The following is a 16,181-nucleotide window of genomic DNA, read 5'->3' as shown; positions in this document are numbered from 1 at the left end:
AAAATAGAAAGTATTTTTAACGGAGTGTGAGACATGTATAAGTATGTATTTAGACGCGTATTGATGTTGATACCTGTAATTATTGGCGTAACATTCATTGTATTTTTTATTTTGAATCTTTCACCGGGAGATCCGGCAGCAATAATTTTAGGTGACCAAGCAACTGCGGAAGCATTGGAAATGAAACGTGAAGAGTTGGGATTAAACGACCCGATATTTGTTCGATATGGCAATTATATGGTGAATTTAGTACATGGAGATTTAGGTACATCTTACAGAAACAATTTAGATGTTTGGGATCAAGTAATACAAAGATTCCCTAATACCTTTATTTTAGCTGTAATAAGTACACTTATAGCATTATTAATTGGGATACCAACAGGGATAACCTCTGCGTTAAAGCAATACTCAATGATGGATAACATTTCAATGATTATTGCTTTAATAGGTGTTTCTATGCCGGTCTTTTGGTTAGGATTAATGTTAGTAATATTTTTCTCATTAAATTTAAAAATTTTACCTTCACAAGGCATGGGCGTAGGGTTTATACCGCTTATCAAAAGTTTAATATTACCTTCATTTAGTTTGGGAGCTATGTCTGCGGCTGTAATTGCAAGAATGACTAGGTCATCTATGTTGGACGTAACTCGTCAAGATTATATTAGTACTGCAAGAGCAAAAGGGTTATCTGAAAAGATTATAACAAATCACCATATGCTAAAAAATGCTATGATACCTATTATAACTGCAGTAGGGTTACAGTTTGGAACGCTTTTAGGAGGTTCAATGCTTACAGAAACTGTTTTTTCCTGGCCTGGAGTTGGACGACTTATGATAGACTCAATAAAATCTAAGGATATTCCGCTGGTATTAGGATCGGTTATTTTCCTTGCAATAATGTTTACAGTTGTAAATTTAATTGTAGATATAGTCTATGCATTTGTTGATCCACGTATAAAGTCACAGTATAAGAGAAAGTAGGTAATCACATGGAAAAAGTTAAAAATGCAAATAAAGTAAGTGAGCAACGTTCTTTATGGGAGGATACCTGGAGAAGATTCAAAAAAAACAAAATGGCTATGATTGGATTATACTTTATGATTATACTTGTCATAATAGCGTTTGCCACTATAGTTATAGATATAGCAACAGGGCAATCTTTTTATAATCAACATATAATTAAACAAGATTTACGCAGAAGATTAGAGGGACCCAGCCCTGGGCATATTTTCGGATTGGATGAATTTGGTCGAGACGTATTGATGAGAATGCTTTGGGGTACACGTTATTCCTTATTTATGGGGACAATAGCAATTGTGTTATCTTGTATTGTCGGAGGAGTTTTGGGAGCTGTCTCAGGTTTTTATGGAAAAGTGACAGATAATGTAATAATGAGGTTAATGGATATTCTTTTAGCTATTCCTTCCATGCTTTTAGCAATAGCTATAGTTGCTTCGCTTGGAACAAGCTTAATTAATGTTCTAATAGCAATCGCAGTATCATTGATTCCAAGATTTGCACGTACAGTACGTGCATCAGTTCTTACTGTTAAAGACCAAGAATTTATTGAGGCAGCAAGAGCAATTGGGTGTAGTGATTTTAGAATTATTCTTAAGTATATTATTCCAAATTCACTGTCTCCGTTAATTGTACAGTTTACTCTTGGAATTGCTAGCGCAATTCTATCAATAGCAGGGCTATCATTCTTAGGGTTGGGAATTCAGCCTCCAACACCAGAGTGGGGCGCGATGTTATCAAATGCAAGAACTTATATAAGAGATGCTTGGCATGTTACGGCAATTCCCGGGTTAGGCATCATGTTTACTATACTTGCACTAAATCTTGTTGGTGATGGGCTTAGGGATGCACTAGATCCAAGACTAAAAAATTAATAAATTGGAAAGGTACGATGATATGGGTAATTTATTAGATATTAAGGACTTAACTATATATTATGAAACAGATGATGGTATTGTGCAAGCACTAAATGGCGTTAACCTTAAATTGGGCGTAGGAGAAACTCTTGGTTTAGTCGGTGAAACCGGTGCAGGAAAAACTACCTTGGCACGAGGTATAATGGGACTTGTACCAAATCCTCCAGGCAAGATAGTAGGAGGCCAAGTTTTATATGAGGGTAAAGATTTAACAAAATTAACAAATATGGAAATGCAAAAAATACGTGGGCAACATATTTCGATGATTTTTCAGGATCCCATGACCTCGTTAAACCCTGTCTTAACGGTTGGAGAACAAATTATGGAAGTTATAATTAACCATAATAAAATAACAAAGGCAAATGCGAGAACATTGGCCGAGGATATGTTGGAGAGGGTGGGTATTCCAAAAGAACGATATGATGAATATCCTCATCAATTTTCAGGAGGCATGAAGCAAAGGGTCGTTATTGCTATTGCATTGGCTTGCAATCCTAAAATTCTTATAGCTGATGAACCAACTACAGCTTTAGATGTTACAATTCAGGCACAAGTTCTTGACATGATTTATAAATTAAAATCAGAAAACAATACATCCATGTTGCTAATTACGCACGATTTGGGGGTGGTTGCTCAAAACTGCGACTATGTAGCAATTATATATGCAGGAGAAATAGTGGAATATGGCTCATTAAAAGAGATTTATAAAGAAACAAAACATCCTTACACTGAAGGATTATTTGGCTCTATTCCAAGTTTAACTGTAAATGTGAACAGGTTGCAAGCTATAGTTGGAATAATGCCGGACCCAACAAAACTGCCTAAAGGGTGTAAATTTTATGATAGATGTAAATATTCAAAACCTATTTGCGCAGAAAAACTACCAGATATGGTTCAGCTGAGTGAAACTCATAAGGTTAGATGCATTCTTTACCAGTAGAAAAGAGGATAATAATATGATTGAAAATGATGAATTATTAAAAGTCGAACATTTAAAAAAATATTTTGATACGCCAAGCGGACTTTTACATGCTGTAGATGATATGAATTTTTCTATTAAAAAAGGCGAAACCTTAGGGGTAGTTGGAGAATCTGGATGTGGAAAGTCTACAATGGGCCGTGCAATATTAAGGCTTCATGAACCAACATCCGGGAAGGTATTATATAAAGGTGAAGATATCATACAATATAATAAAGTTCAAATGAAAAATATGAGAAAAAAGATGCAAATAATTTTTCAAGACCCATTTGCTTCTCTTAATCCAAGGATGACCGTTAGTGAAGCAATAATTGAACCTTTAATGGTACAAGGGATTTTCCTTAAGTCAGATAAAAAAGGATTAAATGCACAAGTTGATAAAGTAATGGAGTTGGTTGGTCTTGCCAAAAGATTGATAAATACATATCCTCATGAACTTGATGGAGGTAGACGTCAAAGAATTGGTATTGCCAGGGCATTAGCCGTTAACCCTGAATTTATAGTATGCGATGAACCTGTTTCAGCTTTAGACGTATCAATTCAAGCTCAAATATTGAACTTAATGCAGGATTTACAGGACGAGTTAAATTTGACTTATATGTTTATAACACACGATCTTTCAGTTGTAAAGCATTTTGCAAACGATATAGCGGTTATGTATTTAGGTCAAATGGTTGAGAAGGCCCCTTCAAAAAAATTATTTGAAAATCCAGTTCATCCATATACAAAGGCTTTACTTTCTGCAATACCAGTGCCAGATCCTGATTATAAGATGGATAGAATATTTCTTAAGGGAGAAATAACATCACCTATTAATCCAAAGCCTGGATGCCGTTTTTCAAAAAGATGTCTTTATGCTACTGAATCTTGTATCGGTGGAGATATTGCAACTAAAGAAGTGGAACCGGGACATTTTGTAAATTGTGTATTAGCTTAAATATGGTAGAGACTGTAAAACAGTTTTTATAAAAATTACGACAAGGAGAAGTATATGAAAAGACAATTAAAAAAACTCGCATTATTTGCAATGATTGTTGCTATGTTGGTTATGATGGTGGCTTGCTCTCAGAATGCGGATAATACTCCGGCAAACAATGACGAACAACAAAGCGACAATGGACAGCAAAACACAGAAAAGCAGTACAAAGATACATTGGTTTGGGCACAAGGAGCTGACATAACATCTTTAGACCCTCACCAAGGTAAAGAAACAACAGCGGTACAAGTAACAGATCAAATATTTGACACACTAACAGTGGTAAATGCGAAAACAGGTGAATTGGAACCTCAAATTGCTGAAAGTTGGGATCAACCTAATGATACAACTTATGTTTTTCATATAAGAAAGGGTATAAAGTTCCATGATGGTTCTGAACTTACAGCTGATGATGTAAAATTTTCCCTAGACAGGGCAATTGCTTCTGCTGCAGTTTCTTATATTGTAGACTTTATTGATACGGTTACAGTTATTGATAATTATACTGTTGAGGTAAAATTGGATGCGCCATATGCCCCTGCATTAAGAAATCTATCGGTACCATTTTCTGCTATAATTCCTAAAGCAATAGTAGAAAAAGATGTGGATGCCTTTATTAAAAACCCAATTGGCTCAGGCCCATACAAATTTGTAGAATGGAAACAAGGGGATTCTGCAACACTTGAAGCTTTTAATGATTACTATGCTGGGGCGCCGGCAACTAATAAATTAGTAATGAAAGTTATACCTGAAGCTGCACAAAGAACAATAGCATTGGAAACTGGTGAAATTGATTTGGCGTATGATATAATACCTAATGACTTGGCTAAAATTAGAAACAACCCGGATTTAACATTATTTGAAGCTCCATCATTAACATGTTACTATATTTCTATGAACACAAATAAGAAGCCATTTGATAATGAGAAAGTTAGAGAGGCCATAAACATAGCTATTGATAGGGATTTAATAATTGACACAATTGCTTCAGGTTCAGGTGAAGCAGCAGATGCCATAATTGCTCCAGCAGTATACGGTTATTTTAGCCCTGGTAAATATGAATACAATCCTGAAAAAGCAAAACAATTGTTAGCTGAAGCTGGATATGCTAATGGCTTCGAAACAAGTATCTGGGTAAATGATAATCAGATACGTATAGAAGTATGCCAGGCTATTCAAGCAATGTTACAGGAAGTTGGCATCAAAGCAAATGTTGAGGTTCTTGAATTTGGTAAATTTATTGCTGATTCTTCTGCAGGAAAACATGATATGGGATACTTTGGATGGGTTACTTCAACGACTGATGCTGATTACACATACTATTCTTTAGAGCATTCTTCACAAAAAGGTGCTGCTGGTAACAGGTCATTTTTGAATGATCCTGAAGTTGATAAATTGATTGAGAAAGCAAGAACTAGTACAGATGAAAGTGTTAGATTGAAAGCTTATGAAGACTTATCAATTTTACTTAAAGAAATCAATAATAATGCACCTATATATTATTCAACAATAACTGCAGGTGCTAGTGCTAAAGTTGAAGGGTTTGTGATGGATCCTATAGGATATCACAAGTTAACAAACGTAAAAGTAGCAAAATAATTCTAAGTACAATCCTACTTTATGTAGTAGGATTGTACTGTTAAAACAAGAAGGAGGAAGAATGATTGAGATTATCAAATTTAACATGGCCTAAAGCAAAAAAATATTTTGATGAAAATGATATGGTTATAATAGCAATCGGAAGCATTGAATGCCATGGCAGACATTTACCTTTAGGTACAGATACATTAATACCGGATAAAATATTAGAACTTATTGAGGAAAAAAGTGATGTATTAATTGCGCCTACTATCCCATATGGTGCTTGCCAATCGTTGGAGGATTACCCTGGAACAATTAATATTGATAATGAGGTATTGTATCAATTTTTATATTCAGTTATAGACAATTTATATAGGCATGGTGCGAGAAAGCTCTTAATATTAAATGGGCATGGAGGAAATATAAAAGTTATAGAAAGAATTGGATTATCATTTGAAAAGAAAGGTGCTATGGTCGTGATGCTTAATTGGTGGCTCATGGCATGGGACATGAACCCAAAATGGAAAGGTGGACACGGAGGTGGAGAAGAAACTGCTGGTGTAATGGGTGTTGATCCATCTTTAGTAGATGAAGAAGAAATAGGCGGACCATTAGAGTTAAAAAATATTAGTGACAACTTAGTAGCAACCGGGTTTAGAACAATTCGTTTTAAAGGAGTAGAGTTTGAAGTGCTAAGGAATACACCGAATGTTACTGAAAATGGTTGGATTGGTCCTGACCATCCTAATACCGCAACAGTGGAATGGGGTAAAGAAATGCTTCAGACAACTGCTAACTATATAGTAGATTTAATAGAAGAATTAAAATTAGTAAAACTATAGAATTGGTGAATAACATGGATAAAAAAAATACATTAAAAATGATTGCTGATATATCTAATGCAAATGGAACCTCGGGCTTTGAAGATTTAGTGGTAAATGAATTGCGTAAATATTCAAGTGATTTAGGTACAATAAAAGAAGATACTCTTAGGAACTTGTATGTATATAGGAAAGGAAATAAAGGAAACAGGCCGATAGTTCAATTGGACGCTCATAGTGACGAAGTTGGATTTATGGTACAAGCAATTAGACCAAATGGAACATTGCAAATAATACCTATAGGTGGGTGGATAAACAGCAATATACCTGCTCACAAAGTTTGGGTTAGAAATTCTGAATGTGAATATATATTAGGTATTACTTCAAGCAAACCACCTCATTTTATGACAGAAAAAGAACGAAGGAATCCATTGGATATTTATGATATCACAGTTGATGTTGGTGCTACGTCAAAAGAGGAGGCTACCGATAAGTTTAAAATTAGAATTGGTGAACCTATTTGCCCGGCAGTATCTTTTGAGTATATTGATGAGCATGATTTAATGATAGGAAAAAGTTTTGACTGCAGGTTAGGGTGTGCTTCAATTATTAGTACGCTTAAGGAGCTTGAAAATGTCGAATTGAATGTTGATATAGTAGGTGCTACTGCTTCGCAAGAGGAAGTAGGTGTTAGGGGCGCCACATTGACAGCAAATACAGTTAAACCTGATATAGCAATAGTATTTGAAGGCTGCCCAGCTGATGATACTGTTGTTCCTGAGTATGAAATACAAACTGCAATAAAAAAAGGACCCATGTTGAGACATATTGATTCAAAAATGATAACTAATCCTCGATTTCAACGTTTTGCTTTAGATTTATGTAAAAAGAATAATATACCGGCTCAAGAATCTGTAAGAAAATCCGGTTCTACAAATGGAGCTGCAATTCATTTATCAAATAAGGGGGTACCAACAATTGTTATAGGAATACCGGTTCGATATGCTCACACTCATTTCGGCATATCTTCATATGAAGATTATGCTAACGGAGTGGCTTTGGCTTGTGAGATTATAAAAAGTTTAGACGTAGATGTGTTAAATAAATTTTAATTTTCAAATATAATTATATAATTATAATTTTATAATGATTCAAAGGGAGAAACGCCATGAGGTTAGAACATCATTCATAGATGCAGATACAAGAATATTTTTAAAAAAAAGATATTTTTATAGTACCTCTTGGGAGTGTGGAAAATTATGATTCACATCTTGGCTTGGGAACAGATTTCATAATACCTGATAAAATTGTAGAATTGCTGGAAAGAAAAGTGGATATTTTAAGCATTCTGGTTATGCCCTTTGGCATGGTTGACCATCATATGAATTTTCCTGGAACATTTTCTATAGGGCATGAAGGTTTGTTTTTAATAATGACAAAAATAACAGAGTAATTATTTAATTATGGTGCAAGAAGAATTATATTTTTAAATGGGCATGGTGGAAAAACACCTGTTCTTAATAGAGTTGCATTAAATAAGGTGTATTATAATAAATATAAAAAAGTGGTGACACCCGCACACCATTTATAACACGTGCCGCCATCGGTAGCGGCAACTGGAGGTCCATATGAATGAGATTGGTGGTTTTTTTTGTAATGAGGAACTAAATGAAAATAAAAATAACTTTTTAAAAAGCATGTGCCCTATTGATGGTGATTTGGCATATTTAATGTCCGGTCGTTGTGGCATATACTATGCATTAGAGGATCTTAAATTAAAGGATAAAAAAAGAATAGCGTATTTACCGGCGTATACTTGCGAAACCGTAATAGCCCCTTTTGTGAAATCTGGTTATGAACTGGTGTTTTATGATATAGATAAAAATATGAAACCAATTTTCAACAATGAATTGATTACAAAAATCAGTGTAATTTTAATATGTGGATATTTTGGATTTTGTTATTATGACAGGAATTTTATTAAACTATGTTCAGAAAACGGTGTTTCAGTGATAGAAGATACAACTCATTCCATGTTCTCAAGAAATGGCATTGACCATAATTGTGATTATATTGTCGGAAGTTTGCGAAAATGGATAGGTATCGCATCAGGCGGATTTGCAATTAAAACACATGGAAAATTTACATTTGGCCTATTAGATTCTGATAAAAATCATATTGCTGCCAGAAATTTAGCCATGAGCATGAAAAAAGAATATTTAGAGCATTCAGATTCCGATAATTTACAAGAAGCAACAAAAATATTCTGGAATGCTGAAATGAATTTACGAAAAGTATTTAACATATATAAAAGTGATGAAGACTCCATAAAAGTAGCAGAGCATTTTAATGTACAAGCTTTGGTTGAAAGAAGAAGGGCTAATTATCAATATCTCATTGATCATCTGAAAGAAAATTTAAATTTCACATTAGTATTTCCTGATCTTGATGATGATTCTGTTCCAAGTCACCTTACAATTTATTCAAACAAAAGATCAGATTTACAAAACTATTTAACAAGTAATAAAATCATTAGTACGATTTATTGGCCTATAAATGATTCAGTAAATTTAGAATCATTCCCAAATGCTAATTACATATATAATAATGTTTTATCGATTTCTTGCGATCAAAGATATAATGAAAAGCAGATGCAATATATTTGCGATATTTTAGAAAGATTCGAATATAATTTATAAATAAATTTCAAAAGAAAAAAGCCAGTTTTAATGAAATGGCTTTTTCTTTTTATTAGAGTGGATATATTAAAAAAGTAAAATATTGTTTGTTAAACCTTTATGTTTATAGCTTTACTTTCTCAAACTTTAAAATAAAATCTGCTTCATAATTAACAGTTCTTTCAAGCATTTCTTTACCCCATTCAGCTGTGCATCAAAAAAGGAATAAATGTTAAGACAAGAATGCAGAAACTAACTACATATTTGACGAGCTAAAATACATAATTTCACCAATATTATACCAAGCAAAAAAGTTCTTGTCTACGTTAACAATATTATGCAGAGAATATAATAGCAATATAATAATTAGGACATTTTTTATTATAAAAGAAAGTAAAATGTAGTTATTATATAAAGAAGTTATGACGTAAAAACATTGAAATTAAAAGAAGTGTTAATTACATATTACATCCTATCACTTGGGGAGGTAAAGCTACTCGCTCAAAACATAAAGAAGCACATGAGATTGGGAAAGTTGCGAAATATAGTTAATTAACATATAAGACTCTGGCCAATCAGCGTGTCTTTTGTAGTATTTTTGCAAAGTTAATTTATATATAAAAAATTAAGGGCAGCCATACACTATTGTGTAGGTTCTGCCCTTTTACTTTTACTTTGTCCAGCCAGCGTTTACTAAGGTTACAAATAAAAAAGACAAGATAAATTTATCTAGTCTTTTTTAATCGAAGATTATCTTAATATTTTCCATGTGGCTAAATATTGGCTAAATACATTTTTAAAGTATGCATTCAAACCTTGTAACCACTGCAATTAGTGAGCCATGAGGGATTCGAACCCCCGACGAACAGATTCGAAGTCTGCCACTCTATCCCCTGAGCTAATGGCCCGCGACTAATAGATTATATTACAAAGTCGTGATAATTTCAATAGTTTCATAATAATTATTTTAAATGTTGAGAATAGTAATTTTGTTATGAAATAATTTCTAAAGGCAAGAGGTAAAATACTTGTAACTTATCAGTATTTTACCTCTTATAATATCAATATTTTTTCTTAAGCCATAAATAGCTTACATAGTAAATTAATAACTGAACGCATACGGCATACCCTATTATTGTACTTGCTTCTGGAAATTTTAAAATCCTCAAGATAATAAGTGCAATTGCTTCAATCAAAATTGAATAATAAAATGTCATGCTTCTAGCTTTTTCGGCCAAGAATCTGTTTCTTTCATCATTGTTTTGTACATTCATTTTTTCAGCATAACTGTCATCATTTTTATAACGATGTAATTGAGTCAGCCTTATGATTGATATTACTATAAAACCAACTCCCATACCGCTCCAATATGTGTCCAGCAATCCGAAAATTTCAGATGCAGCAAATAGTGATATGCCCAAAATCATGATGAATCCAAAATAAATTGTTCTGTTTTTAATTTTATTCATTATTTTCCTCCTCATAAATAAAAATATCTTCGATGTCCATTGAAAAGTATTTTGCTATTTTAAATGCAAGCAAAATTGATGGATTGTATCGTCCGTTTTCCAATGAACTAATTGTTTGCCGGGATACCGACAGTGCTTTGGCCAAATCTTCCTGATTTATCCCTTTTTCATTTCTTATTTCTTCTAACCGGTTTTTCAATTGTATCACCTCCAGGTAAAGCGTGCTTTACATGCATGAGCACGTTTTGTAAAGTTAACTTTACATCTATAATAACAGATAAATTATGCGATGTCAAGCTAGCTTTACATTTATTTTATAAAAAATTATTAATAGACTTTGTTTTAATAATTTATTCATGAAACAATATTCAATTTATACTCATGGAGAACTAAGAAAAATTTAATTAATAATAGACGTATTTTGCGTTCTTATGGTATACTGAAGTGTGCAATATTAAATAAATCGATATTTATGGTCATAATTATTATGCTGAATTTTGAATATAATTTTAATTTATACAAGCTATAAGTTTATATTATAATATCAATTTACAAGGAGGTGGTAAAATGTATTTGAAGGAACAGACATATGTCTGTACTCTAGCTGAAACCGGAAACATTTCTAAGGCCGCTGATCAGCTTTTTATAACACAGCCTGCTCTTAGCACTTATATCAGCAACCTGGAACAGAACTTAGGAGTACAGTTGTTTGCAAAGGTAAATAACAGATTTGTCCTGACATATATAGGAGAAAGGTATGTGGAGAAAGCAAAAGCTATGCTCAAGCTTCAGAATGAGTTCAATCTGGAACTAAGTCTGTTTGAAAAAGGTGTCAACGGCAGGATAAGAATTGGAGTTCAGGCCAGGAGATCTCCATTTATTGTTGCTGACATAATATGCCTTTTTAAACAGACACACCCCAATATCGAAATAGTTTTCTATGAGGGAGTAATATTCACATTAGAAAAAATGATAGAAGAAAACAGGCTGGATTTAATTATCTATACATGCCTTGAAAGAAAGCCTAACCTTGTGTACGAACGCATTAAAGAAGATAAGATTCTTGTTGCAATCAACAGCTTAAGCAGTTTGAGAAGCAAGACAAACTGGAATGAAGCAGACAAGTACCCGTGGATAAGCATAGAGGACATTAAAGATGAAATTCTGATACTTCCACATAGGGGTCAAAGTCTAAGAGATATATGTGAATTGCTGTTTAAAAGCGAAAAATTCAAACCTAAGAAAATCATTGAAATTAGAAACATAGAAACTATAATATCTATGGTTTCAAGAAACCTGGGAGTCGGCTTCAACAGGGAAAGCTACGCTGACAACATGAATCCTGCAAATGTAATGTACTTGAATATAAAGCAGGAAAAAACACCTTCTGAGCTTGTCATAGCTTATACGAAAAACAGCAGCCAGATACCAAATTTCATGAACATAGTGGAATCTATAAAAACATTGCTGCTAAATAAGTAAAAGTAATAGTTGCTATAATATTGAAAACATTTACAAAATTTTTTTTCCATTATAGACTGTTAGTTGCTTAGCTAAAACATATAAAAAGGAGTTGTTATATTGGAAAAAATTAAAAAAGGCAGCTTTAAGATGCCGCACTCATTGGTAATTGTAGCACTCGTAGTTATTTTTGCCGCAGCTATGACCTGGATTATACCCGCAGGACAATATGCAAGGGTTGAAAATGCTCAAGGAATGAAAGTAATAGACCCAAACACTTTCGAGTACGTTGAAAGCTCACCCGTAAACCCCTTAAAAATACCGCAGTTTGCTGTTGAAGGTTATCTTAAAACTGCAAATCTTATTTTCGTTATACTGTTTTCCGGTGCTGCTTTTGACGTAATAACCACTTCAGGTGCATTGCAGTCATTAATAGCAATGTTTGCGAAAAAGTATTCAACTAAGGAGTCTGTTTTCATACCTATATTGACACTGGTTTTTGCTTTGATCTGCACTACTCAGGGTGTTAATACATTCATTGGATTTGCACCTATTATGGTAATGATTGCAAGAGGGTTTGGTTTTGACTCTATTGTAGGTGCAGGCATTATTCTTCTAGGAGGTGCTGTAGGTTTTTCAACCGGAACGCTTAATGTAAGCACAACAATAGTTGCTCAGAAGATAGCTGAAGTACCGCTGTACTCCGGAATAGGATACAGGACAGTGAGCTTTGTGGTGTTCTTTATCATAACCAATATATACCTGGTGAAGTATGCAAAGAAAATAAGACTAAATCCTGAACAGAGCCCAATGTATGATTTAGACAAACAAGAAAGCATACAGGGCAATGCTGATAGTTTTGATGAGCCCATGACCACAAGAAAGTGGATGGTAATACTTACATTATTTGCTGTTTTAGGAGTTATCGTTTATGGCGGAATCAAGCTTGAATGGGATTTGGAAGAAACAGCAGCTGCATTTGTATGGATGGCAATAATAGCCGGAATAGCAGCGGGATATGGTCCAAGCAAAATTGCAAAGTGTTTTGTAAACGGTTCCAAGAGAATGATTGGTGCTGCCTTGATAATAGGGCTTGCAAGAAGTGTATCTAATGTGCTCACTGCAGGTTTGATAATGGATTCAACAATACATGCCTTCGCACAGGCTTTGGGATCAATCCCGAAATATATGCAGGGTCCATTCCTATATATAGCAAACATAATAATCAACATGTTCATCACTTCAGGAAGCGGACAGGCTGCAGCTGTAATGCCTATATTTATTCCATTGGCTGATATGATTGGAATGACAAGGCAGACATCCATACTTGCCTTCAATTTTGGGGATGGATTCTGTAATTATATTCTGCCCACATCAACGGCTCTCATGGGAATATTAGGTGCATCCAACATCCCTTACGACAGATGGATGAAGTTCATGTGGAAGCTGTTCCTGATTTGGGTTGCAACAGGCAGTGTCCTGATGTTAGGAGCTCAGATCATTAATTTAGGTCCAATTTAAGGAGTTTAAATGAAAGAAAAATTATTTGATAGCATAAATGCTCAAAAATGTAAATTAATTGAAATAGCAGATTATATTTTTGATAACCCGGAATTGTCTTTTAATGAAGTAAAAGCAAGCAAGGTTCTCGAGGATTATCTGGAAGAAGAAGGTTTTATGGTTGAAAGTGGATTGGGAAGTCTCAATACCGCTTTCAAAGCAGTATATGAAAACGGACAAGGAGGTCCAAACATTGGACTTCTTTGTGAGTACGACGCCTTGCCCATGGGTCACGGATGCGGCCACCACATGCAGGGACCTGCAATACTTGGAGCTGCCGTTGCCGTTAAAGATTTATGCAGTAATAAACCTTTTAAGCTTACTGTTTACGGAACTCCGGCTGAAGAAGGCGGAGGCGGAAAAATAATAATGCTTAAGGAAGGTTTTATTAAAGAACTGGATGTTGCTCTTATGATGCATGGGGGCCCATTGACCCAGGTAGATGTAAAATCATTGGCTGCAGAAAGCATCAGGGTCACATTCCACGGAACCAGCTCACATGCAGCCTTAAGACCGGAGCAAGGCAGAAGTGCGCTGGATGCTTTGCTGCTGACATTCCACGCAGTGGAATTTTTAAGGGAACATGTGTCGGAAGATACCAGAATGCACTATACAGTACTGGATGCAGGAGGAGCAGCCAATGTTGTGCCGGAGACAGCTGTGGGTTCATTCAGCCTCAGATCCTACAGTTCAAAATATTTGGATGAAGTTAAAGAACGATTCAGCAAGATTGTTCAAGGCGCTGCCCTTATGACTGAAACAACTTATGAACTTGTATCAGAAAAAAGACTTGAAAGCAAAGTACCTTCATACATTCTTAACGATGTGATTATGAAAAATGCGGAGCTTATCAATGCACCTTCAATAAAGCCTGCAAGAGAGAAAACTGGATCTACGGATTTTGGAAATGTTACTTATTTGCTGCCTGGAGCTGTTATAAGGATTGCCTTTGTTGATGAAAGTGCTTCATCCCATTCACAGGAATTCCTGAACGATGGAAAGACAAGCAGAGGTCATGATGCAATAATCAGTGCTTCAAAAATACTGGCTGCAACTGTATTTGATTTGATTGTAACAGAAAACTTAATAGATGAAATAAAGGAAGAGTTTAAAAAAACAAAATCCTTACTGTAGTACCGGATTTAATTTTTATTATTAATCACTCCCGCAATATATGTTCTTGAAGATAAAATATTATTTTATTTATTTTTAAACTATGCTATAATAACAGCTGTATGTAATTATTGCAATTGTACTAATTTATATTATAAAATAGTACAAAGCAGCATATAAATAAGTATAAGCGCTTAAAGTGGCTTAACATTAATTGTCGGGAGTGAGTATATGGTATCTAGAAAAAAATATATTCTTACGATTATCGTGGTTGTTTTAATTACTGCTTTTTTGACTTTGACGCTGGGCAATGTATTCCTGGTTGAAATCGGACAGAAGGTGGTTTTATCAGATGAAGCATACACCGAAATGAAGGATATGTATGACAAGTATGCAAAACAGGAAAGTGTCATGGAACTTGCCAAAAGCGATTTCTTATATGAGGCTGATGAGGAAGTAATGCTGGAAGGAGCACTTGAAGGGACGCTTGCAGCATTGGGAGATCCTTACACACAGTATTTATCAAAGGAAGACTTTGCTGCATTGATGCAGGACACAGAAGGATCATATGAAGGAATAGGTGTTTACATAACAGCAAGTGATGACAATAAAATACTGATTGTTGCACCGATTGAAGACACACCTGCAGAGAAGGCAGGATTAAAAACAGGTGATAAGGTAGTAAGAATTAACGGAACTGAATACACAGCAGATCAAATTGATGCAGCTGTTAATGTAATGAAGGGTTTGCCGGGAACAAGCGTGACGCTGACTATTCAAAGAGAAAATTCTGACGGCAGCAATTCTGTTTCTGATGTTGTTATAAACAGAGAAACAATAAGAATCAAGACAATAAAGCCTGCAATGCTTGAAGACGGTATTGGATACATAAGAATCACAACTTTTGACATGCAGACTGCCGAAGATTTCAAAAAAGCTTATGCGGATTTGAAGGCTAAGGGAATGAAGAGCCTTGTAATAGATTTAAGATACAACCCTGGAGGAATTATAGATGCCACTGTTGAAATCTCCGATATGTTCATGGGCGAAGGAGTTGTCACTTACACCAAGACAAAATCAGGAGAAATGGAATATTTCAAATCAGATTCAAAAGCTGAAGATATTCCTGTAGTGCTTCTTATCAATGAAGGAAGTGCAAGTGCTTCTGAAATCATGGCAGGAGCATTAAAGGATACAAAGAGAGCAACATTGATCGGAACAAAATCTTTCGGTAAGGGAATTGTTCAAAGAGTTCAAAGGTTTGGCAATGAAGGTGAAGGAATAAAAATGACTGTTTCAGAATACTTCACTCCAAACGGAATCAACATTCACGGCATAGGAATAGAGCCTGATATAGAATCTGTATTGCCTGAAGACGCAGAAGGATACGGATATGAATTCTACAAAACAGACAATCAGCTTCAAAAGGCTGTTGAAGTTTTAAAGGGAAAATTGAATCAATAAGCATAATGGGCACCCGAAAGGGTGCTCATTTATTTTGAGCTGTTTTATATGAACATAATGAAAGTCCATATATGTCTGAATCAGATTAAATTAGTCTGAAACAGACGAATACATGCCTACCTAGAATAAAATGCACATATTATTT

Annotated in this window: 15 protein-coding genes and 1 tRNA gene; 13 read left to right on the top strand and 3 right to left on the bottom strand. The window is 34.6% G+C overall.

Translation table 11 applies throughout. The annotated features are described in order from the left end of the window. The first annotated feature begins 33 nt into the window (after positions 1-33). The 9 genes from BN358_RS17385 to BN358_RS17345 all read left to right on the top strand — a co-directional run bounded on the left by BN358_RS17385 (position 34) and on the right by BN358_RS17345 (position 8,990). A complete protein-coding gene (locus BN358_RS17385) occupies positions 34-981 on the top strand; it encodes an ABC transporter permease (RefSeq protein ID WP_019229809.1) in 948 nt (315 codons plus the stop codon). Positions 982-989: 8 nt separating this feature from the next. Then, the gene (locus tag BN358_RS17380) at positions 990-1,892 is read left to right on the top strand and encodes an ABC transporter permease (protein ID WP_019229808.1); all 903 of its coding nucleotides are present in this window, start codon (positions 990-992) and stop codon (positions 1,890-1,892) included. 22 nt (positions 1,893-1,914) lie between these two features. Next, positions 1,915-2,874 (top strand): ABC transporter ATP-binding protein, encoded by a 960-nt coding sequence (locus BN358_RS17375; protein ID WP_019229807.1) that lies wholly within the window; start codon positions 1,915-1,917, stop codon positions 2,872-2,874. A 16-nt stretch (positions 2,875-2,890) separates the two neighbouring features. Next, the gene (locus BN358_RS17370) at positions 2,891-3,850 is read left to right on the top strand and encodes an ABC transporter ATP-binding protein (RefSeq protein ID WP_019229806.1); all 960 of its coding nucleotides are present in this window, start codon (positions 2,891-2,893) and stop codon (positions 3,848-3,850) included. A 54-nt stretch (positions 3,851-3,904) separates the two neighbouring features. Next, positions 3,905-5,488 (top strand): ABC transporter substrate-binding protein, encoded by a 1,584-nt coding sequence (locus BN358_RS17365; protein ID WP_019229805.1) that lies wholly within the window; start codon positions 3,905-3,907, stop codon positions 5,486-5,488. A gap of 65 nt (positions 5,489-5,553) precedes the next feature. After that, positions 5,554-6,312, top strand: coding sequence for a creatininase family protein (locus tag BN358_RS17360; RefSeq protein WP_019229804.1), 759 nt, complete (start codon positions 5,554-5,556; stop codon positions 6,310-6,312). Positions 6,313-6,326: 14 nt separating this feature from the next. Next, positions 6,327-7,403, top strand: a complete 1,077-nt coding sequence (locus BN358_RS17355; protein WP_019229803.1) for a M42 family metallopeptidase — start codon at positions 6,327-6,329, stop codon at positions 7,401-7,403. A gap of 113 nt (positions 7,404-7,516) precedes the next feature. Further along, positions 7,517-7,744 (top strand): creatininase family protein, encoded by a 228-nt coding sequence (locus tag BN358_RS22555; protein WP_083851647.1) that lies wholly within the window; start codon positions 7,517-7,519, stop codon positions 7,742-7,744. Between the two features lie 175 nt (positions 7,745-7,919). After that, positions 7,920-8,990 (top strand): DegT/DnrJ/EryC1/StrS family aminotransferase, encoded by a 1,071-nt coding sequence (locus tag BN358_RS17345; protein ID WP_019229801.1) that lies wholly within the window; start codon positions 7,920-7,922, stop codon positions 8,988-8,990. A gap of 814 nt (positions 8,991-9,804) precedes the next feature. On the opposite strand, the gene BN358_RS17340 is transcribed toward BN358_RS17345, so the two are convergent. The 3 genes from BN358_RS17340 to BN358_RS17330 all read right to left on the bottom strand — a co-directional run bounded on the left by BN358_RS17340 (position 9,805) and on the right by BN358_RS17330 (position 10,637). Next, a tRNA-Arg gene (locus tag BN358_RS17340) sits at positions 9,805-9,877 on the bottom strand. A 153-nt stretch (positions 9,878-10,030) separates the two neighbouring features. After that, complete coding sequence (locus tag BN358_RS17335) at positions 10,031-10,438, bottom strand: hypothetical protein (protein ID WP_019229800.1); 408 nt, start codon at positions 10,436-10,438, stop codon at positions 10,031-10,033. After that, positions 10,431-10,637 (bottom strand): helix-turn-helix transcriptional regulator, encoded by a 207-nt coding sequence (locus BN358_RS17330; protein WP_019229799.1) that lies wholly within the window; start codon positions 10,635-10,637, stop codon positions 10,431-10,433. Before BN358_RS17330 ends, BN358_RS17335 begins: the two co-directional genes overlap by 8 nt. Before the next feature lie 368 nt (positions 10,638-11,005). Here BN358_RS17330 and BN358_RS17325 point away from each other — a divergent pair, with 368 nt between their 5' ends. The 4 genes from BN358_RS17325 (at position 11,006) to BN358_RS17310 (ending at position 16,036) form a co-directional block, all read left to right on the top strand. Next, entirely contained in the window at positions 11,006-11,920 is a 915-nt protein-coding gene (locus BN358_RS17325; RefSeq protein ID WP_019229798.1) for a LysR family transcriptional regulator, read from the top strand. Positions 11,921-12,049: 129 nt separating this feature from the next. Beyond that, the gene (locus BN358_RS17320) at positions 12,050-13,420 is read left to right on the top strand and encodes a YfcC family protein (protein ID WP_040583903.1); all 1,371 of its coding nucleotides are present in this window, start codon (positions 12,050-12,052) and stop codon (positions 13,418-13,420) included. A gap of 9 nt (positions 13,421-13,429) precedes the next feature. Next, entirely contained in the window at positions 13,430-14,593 is a 1,164-nt protein-coding gene (locus BN358_RS17315; RefSeq protein WP_019229796.1) for a M20 family metallopeptidase, read from the top strand. Between the two features lie 210 nt (positions 14,594-14,803). Further along, positions 14,804-16,036 carry a S41 family peptidase gene (locus BN358_RS17310; protein ID WP_019229795.1) on the top strand — a complete coding sequence of 411 codons (1,233 nt, stop codon included), beginning with the start codon at positions 14,804-14,806 and terminating at the stop codon, positions 16,034-16,036. Positions 16,037-16,181: the final 145 nt, after the last annotated feature.

It is taken from the genome of Sedimentibacter sp. B4 (genome assembly GCF_000309315.1).
Taxonomy (GTDB): domain Bacteria; phylum Bacillota; class Clostridia; order Tissierellales; family Sedimentibacteraceae; genus Sedimentibacter; species Sedimentibacter saalensis.
This window is presented reverse-complemented; position numbering and strand designations above follow the sequence as displayed.